General features: G+C 63.1%; 9 protein-coding genes. 7 read left to right on the plus strand and 2 right to left on the minus strand.

Translation table 11 applies throughout. The features are described from left to right. Positions 1 to 3: 3 nt before the first annotated feature. The 5 genes from EB235_RS15890 to EB235_RS15910 all read left to right on the plus strand — a co-directional run bounded on the left by EB235_RS15890 (position 4) and on the right by EB235_RS15910 (position 7,728). On the plus strand, positions 4 to 3,171 hold the full coding sequence (locus EB235_RS15890) for an efflux RND transporter permease subunit (RefSeq protein WP_027030061.1): 3,168 nt from the start codon (positions 4 to 6) through the stop codon (positions 3,169 to 3,171). A gap of 11 nt (positions 3,172 to 3,182) precedes the next feature. After that, positions 3,183 to 4,673, plus strand: a complete 1,491-nt coding sequence (locus tag EB235_RS15895; RefSeq protein ID WP_027030060.1) for an efflux transporter outer membrane subunit — start codon at positions 3,183 to 3,185, stop codon at positions 4,671 to 4,673. 58 nt (positions 4,674 to 4,731) lie between these two features. Further along, positions 4,732 to 5,418, plus strand: coding sequence for an aspartyl/asparaginyl beta-hydroxylase domain-containing protein (locus EB235_RS15900; RefSeq protein WP_027030059.1), 687 nt, complete (start codon positions 4,732 to 4,734; stop codon positions 5,416 to 5,418). Between the two features lie 153 nt (positions 5,419 to 5,571). After that, entirely contained in the window at positions 5,572 to 6,657 is a 1,086-nt protein-coding gene (locus tag EB235_RS15905) for a sensor histidine kinase (RefSeq protein WP_027030058.1), read from the plus strand. 189 nt (positions 6,658 to 6,846) lie between these two features. Continuing rightward, positions 6,847 to 7,728 carry an EamA family transporter gene (locus EB235_RS15910; RefSeq protein WP_027030057.1) on the plus strand — a complete coding sequence of 294 codons (882 nt, stop codon included), beginning with the start codon at positions 6,847 to 6,849 and terminating at the stop codon, positions 7,726 to 7,728. A gap of 144 nt (positions 7,729 to 7,872) precedes the next feature. Here the strand turns inward: EB235_RS15910 and EB235_RS15915 are convergent, their stop codons facing one another. Beyond that, a complete protein-coding gene (locus EB235_RS15915; protein ID WP_027030056.1) occupies positions 7,873 to 8,922 on the minus strand; it encodes an aldo/keto reductase in 1,050 nt (349 codons plus the stop codon). Positions 8,923 to 9,172: 250 nt separating this feature from the next. Here EB235_RS15915 and EB235_RS15920 point away from each other — a divergent pair, with 250 nt between their 5' ends. Further along, a complete protein-coding gene (locus EB235_RS15920; RefSeq protein ID WP_027030055.1) occupies positions 9,173 to 10,036 on the plus strand; it encodes an AraC family transcriptional regulator in 864 nt (287 codons plus the stop codon). 141 nt (positions 10,037 to 10,177) lie between these two features. Here the strand turns inward: EB235_RS15920 and EB235_RS15925 are convergent, their stop codons facing one another. After that, a complete protein-coding gene (locus tag EB235_RS15925) occupies positions 10,178 to 10,438 on the minus strand; it encodes a hypothetical protein (RefSeq protein WP_155256343.1) in 261 nt (86 codons plus the stop codon). 361 nt (positions 10,439 to 10,799) lie between these two features. Here EB235_RS15925 and EB235_RS15930 point away from each other — a divergent pair, with 361 nt between their 5' ends. Further along, a complete protein-coding gene (locus EB235_RS15930) occupies positions 10,800 to 11,939 on the plus strand; it encodes a hypothetical protein (RefSeq protein ID WP_027030054.1) in 1,140 nt (379 codons plus the stop codon). Positions 11,940 to 11,976: the final 37 nt, after the last annotated feature.

The following is an 11,976-nucleotide window of genomic DNA, read 5'->3' on the forward strand; positions in this document are numbered from 1 at the left end:
GCTATGTCAGCATTTTTCATCAACCGGCCGATCTTCGCCTGGGTGATCGCCATCGTGATCATGCTGGGCGGACTTTTGGCGCTCACCACGCTGCCGATCTCGCAATATCCGCAGATCGCGCCGACCACCGTCAACATCAGCGCCACCTATCCGGGCGCCGATGCTTCGACCGTCGAGAATTCGGTGACCAAGGTCATCGAGCAAGGCATGACCGGCATCGACAATCTCGACTACATGACGGCGACCTCGACCTCGACCGGTGCGGCCACGATCACGCTGACCTTCACCACGGCGGCCGATCCCGACACCGCCCAGGTGCAGACGCAAAACAAGCTGCAGCTGGTGCAGTCGCAGCTGCCGCAGGTGGTGCAGAGCAACGGCATCACCGTCTCCAAATCCTCGACCGGCTTCCTGATGGTCATCGGCTTCGTCTCCAGCGACGGCAAGATGAACTCGACCGATCTCGCCGACTATGTCGATTCCACCATCAACGACACGCTGAAGCGCGTCGAAGGTGTCGGCTCGACGCAGCTGTTCGGCTCCAGCTATGCCATGCGCATCTGGCTCGATCCCGACAAGCTCGCCAAATACACGCTGATGCCGAGCGACGTGGCTTCGGCGATCGAGGCGCAGAACACGCAGGTTTCGGCCGGCCAGCTCGGCGGCATGCCGCAACGCAAGGGCCAGCAGCTCAATGCCACGGTGACCGCCAAGAGCCGGCTGCAGACCGCCGAACAGTTCCGCAACATCATCCTGAAGAGCACGGTCGACGGCTCGCTGGTTCGCCTCAATGACGTCGCCACCGTCGAGCTCGGCGCCGAAAGCTATACGACGGCCGCCCGGTTCAATGGCCAGCCGGCGGCCGGCGTCGCGATCAATTTGGCGACCGGCGCCAACGCGATCAACACCGCGGAAGCGGTGCGCACGACGATCAACCGGCTGAGCTCAACGTTCCCGCAAGGGGTCGAGGTCGTCTACCCCTACGACACCTCGCCCTTCGTGCGGCTGTCGATCGAGGAGGTGGTCAAGACGCTGGCCGAGGCGATCGTGCTGGTGTTCCTGGTGATGTTCATCTTCCTGCAGAATCTGCGGGCAACGATCATTCCGACGATCGCCGTGCCGGTGGTGCTGCTCGGCACATTCGGCGTGCTCTCGTTCTTCGGCTATTCGGTCAACACGCTGACCATGTTCGCCATGGTGCTGGCCATCGGCCTGCTGGTCGACGACGCCATCGTCGTGGTCGAGAATGTCGAGCGCGTGATGCAGGAGGAAGATCTGTCGCCGAAAGAGGCGACGCGAAAATCGATGAACGAGATCACCGGCGCGCTGGTCGGCATCGCCACCGTTTTGTCGGCCGTGTTCGTGCCGATGGCCTTCTTCGGCGGCTCGACCGGCATCATCTACCGGCAGTTCTCGGTGACCATCGTCTCCGCCATGGTGCTGTCCGTGCTGGTGGCACTTGTGCTGACGCCGGCGCTGTGCGCCACCATCCTGCGGCGGCCCAAGGACCATGCGACGCAGACCGGCCCGTTCGGCTGGTTCAACCGCGTCTTCGACCGCGGCACGACGGCCTATCGCAACGGCTCGCACGGCATCATCAACCGGTCCTGGCGCTTCCTCGTCATCTTCCTCGCCATCGTCGTCGCCATGGGCTGGATGTTTGCCCGGCTGCCGAGCTCGTTCCTGCCGGAAGAGGACCAGGGCATCCTGATCACCAGCGTGTCGCTGCCGGTCGGCGCGACGCAGGACCGTACCGAGCGTGTCCTGGCTCAAGTGACCGACCACTATCTCAAGGAGGAAAAGGACGCCGTCGCAGGGGTCTTCACCGCTTCCGGCTTCGGCTTCGGCGGCGCGGGCCAGAATGTCGGCATTGCGTTTGTGCCGATGAAGGAATTCAGCCAGCGCAAATCGCCGACCCTGTCGGCGCAAGCGGTCGCCCGCCGCGCCATGGGTGCCTTCCGAGAGATCAGGGATGCGCAGGTCTTCGCGCTTGCGCCACCCGCGATCCAGGGTTTCGGCAACACCAACGGCTTCGATTTCTACCTGCAGGACGTCAACGGCGCCGGCCATGATGCGCTGATTCAGACGCGAAACCAGCTTCTGGGCCTCGCGGCACAGAGCAAGCTGCTCACCGCCACAAGGCCGAACGGCCAGGAGGACCAGCCGCAGTTCTCCGTCGACATCGACCAGGAAAAGGCCAGCGCGCTCGGCGTCAGCCTCGCCGACATCAACAACACGCTGTCCTCCGCCTGGGGCAGCGACTACGTCAACGATTTCATCGATCGCGGGCGGGTGAAGCCGGTCTATATGCAGTCGGACGCGAACTTCCGCATGCAGCCGGAAGACCTCGACAAATGGCAGGTGCGCAATGCCAGCGGCGCCATGGTGCCGTTCTCGGCCTTCGCCTCCAGCCACTGGACATTCGGCTCGCCCCGGCTTGAACGCTACAACGGGTCGGCGGCCGTCGAGATCCAGGGTGCCGCGGCGCCCGGCGTGAGTTCGGGTGCGGCCATGGACGAGATCGACAGGCTGGTGGCGCAATTGCCGCCTGGCTATTCGCACGAATGGACCGGGCTGTCGCACCAGGAACGGCTTTCGGGCAACCAGGCGCTGTCGCTCTATGCGATTTCGGCGCTGGTCGTGTTCCTGTGCCTGGCGGCGCTCTATGAAAGCTGGTCGATCCCGTTCGCTGTCATGCTGTCGGTGCCGATCGGCATCTTCGGCGCGTTGTTGGCGGCGACCATCTTCGGCCAGACCAATGACGTCTATTTCAAGGTCGGCCTGCTGACCACGATCGGCCTCGCCGCCAAGAACGCCATCCTCATCGTCGAGTTCGCCATCGAGCGGCAGGCGGCGGGCATGGGGCTGGTCGAGGCGACGCTGGAGGCGGCGCGACAACGATTGCGGCCGATCCTGATGACATCGCTGGCCTTCATCCTTGGCGTCACGCCGCTCGCCATCGCCAGCGGCGCCGGTTCAGGAGCGCAGAACTCGGTCGGCATCGGCGTCATGGGCGGCATGATCGCGGCGACCGTGATCGGCGTGTTCCTGGTGCCGCTGCTGTTCGTCACGGTGCGGCGCATCTTCAAGGGCGGGGCGGCCAAACAGGATACTGGGCAGGATACCGGGCAGGGCACCGACGAGAAGCCGGCGACGGCCAACCAGCAATAAGGAAACTTTCCATGACAGGTTTTGAACGTGGCCCGGTGGCCGCGGGGCGGCTCATTGTGCCCATGATTACGGCTGTTTTTCTCACCGGATGCGTCGTTGGTCCGGATTATCAGACGCCCATCCTGCCGATGCCGGCAAACTGGACCGGCCAGAAGCCGACGAAATCCACCCAGCCGGCGCAGCTGTCGCAATGGTGGCAGCGCCTGCGCGATCCCACGCTCGACACGCTGGTCGAGGAAGCGGTTGCCGGCAATCTCGATGTCGCCACCGCGAAAGCCAAGATCCGCGAGGCGCGCGCCAGCTATCGCCAGAGCGCCGGCACATTGCTGCCGTCCCTGGATGGTTCCGGGTCGGTGACGCGCAACAAGTCGGCAGAGACCACATCGGGCGCCAATTCCATCTATTCGGAATACCAGTCGGGCTTCGACGCCAGCTGGGAGCTCGACCTGTTCGGCGCCAACCGCAGGGGCGTCGAGGCGGCGCGCTACGGCGTGGATGCATCGCAAGAGGAATTGCGCTCGACGCTGCTGACCCTGGTCGGCGATGTCGCGTCCTATTACACCCAGGCGCGCGGCTACCAGGCCCGCATCGCGCTCGCCCGGCGCTCGGCCGTGTCGCAGCGGCAGACCGCCGAACTCACCCGCACCATGTTGCTGGCAGGATCCGCAACGGCGGCCGATGTCGCCAAGGCGATGGGGCAGGCGGCGAGCACCGAGGCCGCGGTGCCGACGCTGGAAGCAAGCTATGCAGAAGCGGTGCATCGCCTGTCGGTGCTCACCGGCCGGCCGCCGGCCGCACTCGTCGAGCGGCTGAAGCGCGGCAAGCCGATCCCGTCGCCGCGTTTGCCGATGCCGACCGGGATCCCGGCCGACATCCTGTTGTCGCGCCCCGATGTGCGCATGGCCGAGCGGCAATATGCGCAATACACCGCCAAGGTCGGCCAGGCCGAGGCGGCGCGCTATCCCTCGGTCAGCCTGACGGGAAATATCTCAACGGCGGCGCTCAATCTCGGCGATCTCGGCAGGAATTCGTCGATCGGCTGGTCCTTCGGGCCGTCGCTCAGCGTGCCGCTGTTCAACGCTGGTCAGCTTCAGGCGGCCGCCGACGTCGCCCGCGCGCAGCGCGACCAGTATTTCATTGCCTATCGCGCCTCGGTGCTGACCGCGCTCGAGGATGTGGAGAATGCGCTGGTGCTGATGGCGCAGGAGCGCATCCGGATCAGCAAGCTCGCCGCGTCGGCCAAATCCTATGGCGAGGCGGCAAGTCTCGAAGGCACGATCTACAAGGCCGGCGAGACCAGCCTGCTCGATGTGCTCGACGCACAGCGCTCGCTCTACTCGGCCGAGGATTCACTGCTGCAAAGCCGCGTCCTTTTGGCCACCAACTACATCGCCCTCAACAAGGCGCTCGGCGGCGGCTGGGATGGCGCGGTCGACAGCAGCAAGCCCGAGATCGTCGATGTCAAGACAGGGCCGCGCCTGGCGAAGATGACGGCGCAATGAACAAAATGTGTAAGCAAAACCGGGGGCTGTCCGTTTATGATGTCCTGGAGGCAATGCGATGTCCCGCACCTACGATCTTGCATCCGATGTGATCCGGCGTGTCTATGAAAAGCGGATAGACGCGCCGGCGATCCTTGAGAGCGAAGCCGACTTTCCCAACGCGGCGAAATTCACCAAGGCCTGGCGCGACATCCGCGATGAAGCGCTTGCCGTGCATCTGGTGAAGGTTCCCCGCTTTCACGACATCATGCCGGAGCAGGCCGATATCTCGGCCAATGACGGCCTCGACTGGCGCATGTTCGTGCTCAAGGCCTATGACATGGCGGTGCCGGAGAACCTCGCGCGGATGCCGGTTCTGAGCCGGTTGCTCGCCGAATGCCCGGAAGTCAAATCGGCGGCGATTTCGTTCCTCGCGCCGCGCAAGCACATTCCCAGCCATCGCGGGCCGTTCCGCGGCATCATGCGGTTTCACCTCGGCCTGGTCATCCCGCGACAGGCCGATGGCCGCCCGGCAACCATCATGATGATCAACCATCAGGAGAAACGGATCACCGACGGCGAAGGCATGCTGTGGGACGACACCTACCCGCACGAGGTGATGAACAACGCCGATGAGCCTCGCGTGGCCCTGCTTCTGGATGTCTGGCGGCCGGGAATGCCCTGGGACATGGAAATCCTGTCCAGGCTGATCGTGCGCGGCGTGCAAGCCGGGATGCGCCGCAGGGGCGTGTCGTTCAACGCCTGAACCCGTGGCGGGCGTCTTGGCGACCCAAGGCGAGCAAAACCGATTTGGCGCCCTGACGCGGAGGCAGGTGCCAGCGTCTTCCTGCATTGATGATGGCAGGCGCACCCTATCGCTGATACTGATGGAGCTCACGCACAGCACAGGCCGCCGCAGATGACATCCGATACACAGAAGGCCGAAGCAGTCGGGCAGTTGCTCGATACGCCGGACCTCGCCAACGCGCTGGAAAGCGAACAGTTCAAGAAATTCCTCGACCAGGTGCCGATCGCCATTGCCGTCTCGGACCTCGGTGCGAAGGAGCGCGTCGTCTATGCCAATCCGGAATTCGAGAAACTGTCAGGGCTGAAAGCAGCCAGGCTTGCCCAAAAGCACTGGGCCGCACTCGCTGGCACCGGTCTGCACCAGCACAAGGACCGCGCGCTGTCCGAGGCGGTGGTCGAGGAGACCGATTTCGTCGGCACGTTTCGGCTGGAGCGGGCCGAGGACACGCCGGCAATCGTCGACGCCTATTCCAACGTCATCGAGGACGACAACGGCAAGGTCTGCTTCCGGCTGGTGGCGCTGGTCGACGTCTCGGCCCATGGCGAGGCCGAGCAGGCGATGTCGGTGGAGGAACGCGTGCGGGAGAAGGACACGCTGCTGCGCGAATTGCAGCACCGGGTGAAGAACAATCTGCAGATGATCACTGCACTGATCCGGATGGAGACACGTAACGCGACCGCGCCGGACCAGAAGCGCTTCGAGAGGCTCGCCGGCCGCGTCGACGCGCTGGCGATCCTCTACCAGACGCTGTCGGGCGACGATCACAAGGACGAGGTCGATCTCGGCGTCTATCTCAGCCAGATAGCGTCGGCGGTGATGAACTCGCATGCGGTCGAGGGCATTCGCCTCGACATGAAGGTCGATACCTATCCGGTGTCGGTCAACGTCGCGATGCCGACCGGGCTGGTGGTGAACGAGCTTTTGACCAATGCGCTCAAACATGCCTTCAAAGGGCGCGACGGCGGCACGATCACGCTGCATAGCATCGTTAACGGCGATGGCTGCCGTATTGTCATCGCCGATGACGGCATCGGCCTGCCGGAAGGCGAGACCTGGCCCAAGCCCGGCAAGCTCGGCGCGCTGATCGCGCGTTCGCTGACCGAGAACGCCAAGGCGGAATTCGACGTGAATTCGAGCGCCAGCGAGGGCACGCGGGTCACCATCGCCTTCAAGCGCTCGGTTGCCGCCACCGCTTAGGCAGGCAGCCCCCAACCAATGCCGTGAATGGCCGGAAGGGTATTCCTCGGCTCCCGGACCGATTCCAGCGCTTGCCCCAGCCGACTGTCTTGGCGTGCCTCACGACAGGCCGGCCCGGGGAGGCCATAGCTGCCAGCCGTGCCGCCGGGGCGCGCGGATGCCCGGCAGGGCAGGGAGGAAGAAACCAAAGTGACATTGACGCCAGTTGCCGGTCGCGAGGCGGCGCCCTTGCCGGTCGCGGCGCTGATGGGGGCCATGGTGTCGATCCAGATCGGCGCCACCTTCGCCAAGACGCTGTTCCCGGTGATCGGTGCGCAAGGCACGACGACGCTGCGGCTGGTCATCGGCGCGCTGATGCTGATCGCGGTGCTGCGGCCCTGGCAGATGCGCCCGTCGCGCGCCACCTTGCCATGGCTGGTCGCCTATGGCGTGACGCTGTGCGCGCTCAACCTCCTGTTTTATGCAGCCCTTGCCAGGATTCCGCTCGGCGTCGCGGTGGCGCTGGAGTTTTCAGGGCCGCTGCTGGTGGCGACGCTGACCTCGCGGCGCGCCAGCGATTTTGCCTGGATCGCGCTTGCGGTGGCCGGCATCCTGTTGCTGTCGCCCTTCATCCGTTCGCTGCAGCCGCTCGACCCGGTGGGCGTGATGCTGGCGCTGGCGGCCGGCGGCTTCTGGGCGCTCTACATCGTGCTTGCGCAGAAGGCGGGCGCCGAACTTGGCACCCGCACCACTGCCTACGGCATGGCGATCGCCGCCGTGCTGGTGCTGCCCTTTGGCGTGGCGCAGGCGGGAACGGCGCTGCTGTCGCCATCGATCCTGATCAGCGCGCTGCTCGTCGGCCTGTTCTCGAGCGCACTGCCGTTCTTCCTGGAGATGGTGGCGCTGACGCGCATGCCGGCCCGCATCTATGGCACGCTGACCTGCCTGGAGCCGGGGCTCGGTGCGCTCGCCGGCTTCCTGTTCCTGCACGAAAGCCTGACCGCGCCGCAACTGGCCGGCATCGCCGCCGTCATCATAGCTGCCGCCGGGACCGCGCTGACGTCCAGGCCGCCGGTGCCGTCGCCGGAGTAGGAGCGAACCGTGCCTTCCGTGCCGCGGCCATCGCGTCGCCGGATTTGCTGGCCGGTGCGTGTATTTCCGAAAAACCCCCACGCTGGATTGATCGAAGCCGGGAAGATTATTGTCCAGAACGGCACTTAACTCCGGATCAAACACTCAGGTCCCGCGCGGTTCCTGCTTGAGCTGGTCGCCGCGGACCTTGCTCTGGAAGTCGAAGACCCAGCCTGGATATTCCGCGGGCAGCTTGCTGATGTCGTCGAGCGTTCTCAGCTCGGCGTCGGTCAGCGCCACCTTGGTCGCGGCGATGTTGTCATCGAGTTGCCCTGGCTTCTTGGCACCGATGATTACGCTGGTCACAGCCTTTTGGTGGAGCAGCCAAGCGAGTGCGATCTGGGCGATCGAGACACCCTTGGCTTCCGCGATCGGCTTCATCGCGTCGATGACGTTGTAGCCGCGTTCCTCATTGACCGGCGGGAAATCGAAGGTAGCGCGGCGGTTGTCGCCTTCCTTAGCGCCGTCGCGGCTATATTTGCCTGACAGAAAACCGCCCGCCAGCGGACTCCATACCATCAGGCTGATGCCTTCGGATTCCATCATCGGCACCAGTTCACGCTCCAGATCGCGTCCGGCGATCGTATAATGTGCCTGAAGCGAAGCGAAGCGGGCCAGGTTGAACTGGTTGGAGATACCGACCGCCTTTGCGATCTGCCAGGCGGCCCAATTGGAGACGCCGATATAGCGGACCTTGCCCTGTTGGACGACCGTTTCGAGCGCACGCAGGGTCTCCTCCATCGGCGTGATCTGGTCGAAGCCGTGGATCTGGTAAAGATCGATATGATCGACCTGAAGGCGCTTGAGGCTGCCCTCCAGAGCGTAGAGCATATGCGAGCGAGATGTGCCACGCGCATTCGGGCCGTCACCCGTAGGCCCGAAGAATTTGGTGGCGACGATCACATCTTCCCGTGCGATCCCGAGGTTGCGCAACGCTTGGCCCGTGATCTGTTCAGAAAGACCTTTTGAATAGACATCGGACGTATCGATGAAGTTGATGCCGGCATCGATCGCGGTCTTGACCAGACCGTCAGCTTCTTTCTGCTGTAGACCGCCCATGCTGCTGTAGATGCCGCTCCCGCCGCCGAAGGTCATGGTGCCGAGGCAGAGTTCGGAAACGAATAGGCCGGTGCGGCCGAGGATGTTATAACGCATGGGGCTCTCCTGAGTGAAACGTAACGGGCAGGCGGATGGCTCATGCGATCGAGCCGAGTGGTTCCATCGCCAAAGACTGTGAGATGGCGCTTTTCCAGGCCTTTCGATCTACAGTCTTCCCAATTCTTATATGGGGCTGACCGCGGCTTCTCCACGCCGGATCGCCGCAAATGCTTGCCTGATCCGATCAAATGCCGTCTTAGGGACTAATGAAGCTTGCCTTCGTGGGCGGCACGAAGGATTGAATGTGATGCACGAAACTCTCGCCGACCTTGCTTACCGCCACGCCACTCGGCCAGGGGGGGCGTCGATCCCGCGTGTGAGCGTTCATGTCGCGAAGGAGACCAGCTGGCCGATCCCAGTTCTGTACCAGCCCATGCTCGGCATCGTCCTGCGCGGCGCTAAGCGCGTGGTCATCGGTGACCGCACGCTTAGCTATGATAGCAATCATTTTTTCATCGCTTCTATCGACGTGCCCGCATCGAGCGTCATGATCGAGTCCTCGCCTGAGGCGCCCTACGTCGCGGCGAGGCTGGCGATAGACCAGGATGTCCTCGCAGACCTGGTTGTTGATATACCTTGCGAAGCCCGTGGCGATACTGCGGCTTTTGCTGTGGCCGCGATGACCCCCGAGCTTCTCGATGCTTGGTCAAGGATGTTGCAACTACTTGATGCCCCAAACGAAATCGACATGCTGGCGCCTCTGATCGAGCGCGAAATTCTGTTTCGCGTCCTGCAGGGGCCACAAGGAGCCCTGCTTCGCCAGGCCGCTCGAACCGATAGCCGGATTGCGCAAATTAGGGGTACCATCGCCCATTTGCGCGCGAACTTCGATCGCTTTGTTAGAATTGAAGAGTTGGTGGAAATCACCGGCATGAGCGCGGCAACCTTCCATCGCCATTTTCGAGCCGCCACTGCCATGAGCCCATTGCAATATCAGAAGGCTCTCCGCCTGCAGGAGGCAAGGCGGCGTCTGATTGCCAATGCCGATGCGACGAGCGCAGCTTTTGCTGTCGGATATGAAAGCCCGTCGCAGTTCAGCCGCGAATACACACGCATGTTCGGCACGCCGCCCGCGCGCGATGCAGCGAGGCTGCGCGCGATTAGGAACTGATCCGGCTGAGCGCATCGACGAATCAACAGCCGGCGATGCCGTCATGCTAACCCACTGATACCACTCACCTTAGTTTCGGATCAGACACTGACGTTCAAGCCACCAGTAGCGTCGCCGGAGTAGGGGGCCGACTGTGCCGCGTTAGTTGGTGCAAGCCTTGGTTGGATCCGGCGTCCATTCTGCGGCTTCGAGCGGCTTGCCCTCCATGCAGATGGTCATTTTGCTGCTGATGGTGCCGGTCACGGTTCCATAGGTATCGATGGCCGGTTTCGGCTTGGCGGAGGTGATCTGGTAAGTCTTGTCGCCGTCCTGCAAAATGATGCAGCCGGCTTCGGTGCCGGCTCTTGCACAACCCGATGCTTTGACCTGCTCGGCCTGTGCCGCGCCGAGATCCTGGAACAATCCCAGGGCCAGAACGGCAAATGCCATCTTGCTTCGTGCATGCTTCATCGTACTTCCTCCCGCTGCCCGATAAGATACTTGCAGTCATACCACAGCCTCGCTTCAGGCGCGCTACGCGGCTCCGTCGGGAAACCGTTGGCCGGCAATCCGTGGAAGCGAATATGACTGCGCCTCTTGGAGGACAATCGTCATTTGGCGGAGATCATAGGGTGACTAGGGCGGATTTCGTCATGTCGCGGTATACCGCTCGGGGGTTGGCGTAGACTGTCGGCCTGCCCTGGATCGCCGCTCAGCAGTCGCAAATTCGCCGCTGTTGCCGGGAAATCTGCGGCTTGCAGCGGTGTGGCGCGGGGGAGAAGCCATGATGAGACTATCGATCATGGCGGGACTCGTTCTGGCAAGTTCCGCGGTGCGGGCAGGCGGCATACCCTATGCGTCCTCAGCCGATGTCCCCGACTATGTCGCAACCATGACGGCCGAGGAGATGTGGGGAAAATCAACCGGGCCACAAACGCGGATCGTCACACAGCATGGCGGTTGGGTGCGTGTCGACGAACAGCAAGCGACCATCTATGGAAATCCGGCAAAGCAGACATCGATCGTCATCCGCCCACATCCAGAGGCCAGCTATTCATCCGTCCTGATCTACCGTGAGATACCCGCATCGTCGCTTGGGGTACGCGGAACAAGCCAGACCGGGCAAACAGAACTGCATGCCGGCGAAACATGCACCGTGCGAAAACTCCTGCGCGGCGATCCGGACCGGATGAAGAACGGTCCACAATGGCTGAGTTGCCTTACAGCCGACGGGATTGAGATCGGCGCGAAGGTGCTGGGTAACGGTGGCTCGCCGGAGGAGCAGGTGACGCTGGTCAGGCTCGAACGCCGGCCTGTTTCCACCGAGGAGGTTAGTCCACCCGCAGATCTGCTCGACGTCGCGCAATGGCTGCATTTCGACGACAAGTCGGCGCAAGATGCAACCGCCGTTGAACAGTCTCCGGACTATGCCCTCCACATGCATTCTGAAGATGCAACAAGGACAGTACGCCGTCACAGTGCCTGGACCTATGATGAGAGATCGTACGCCGACGGGCGGCGATATCTCATCATCTGGAACGACCAGACGGGGCAGCAGCTATCCTTCAATACGCTCAAGGGCGGCGCGTTCGAGCATCTCTCCATGCTCCAGAAATACCTGCCCGGACAAAGGATCTACTTTCCCAATGGCCGTGGTCTCGCCGGCGCACCGAAAAGCACCGGTAAAAACAGCAGCGTTATGGGCGAGCCATGCGCGTGGTTCGACATGACGCCGAACATGGCGGATGGGAGCCTTCATCACTGTCTCACGCAGGACGGCATCCCGTTGAAAATCAGAACTGGCGGGTTGGGGCCGTCCGAAGAATTTGTCGCCGATGAGGTCCAGCGCCGGGACCTCAAGGCTGAAGAGATCCTTCCACCCGCGGATGTATTGACACGATCGAACTGGGATTTTCCGGAGTAGGTTGGAGATCGCACTGGCGATGTGCTGCCAAGCTCCC

The organism is Mesorhizobium loti R88b, from assembly GCF_013170845.1.
Taxonomy (GTDB): domain Bacteria; phylum Pseudomonadota; class Alphaproteobacteria; order Rhizobiales; family Rhizobiaceae; genus Mesorhizobium; species Mesorhizobium loti_B.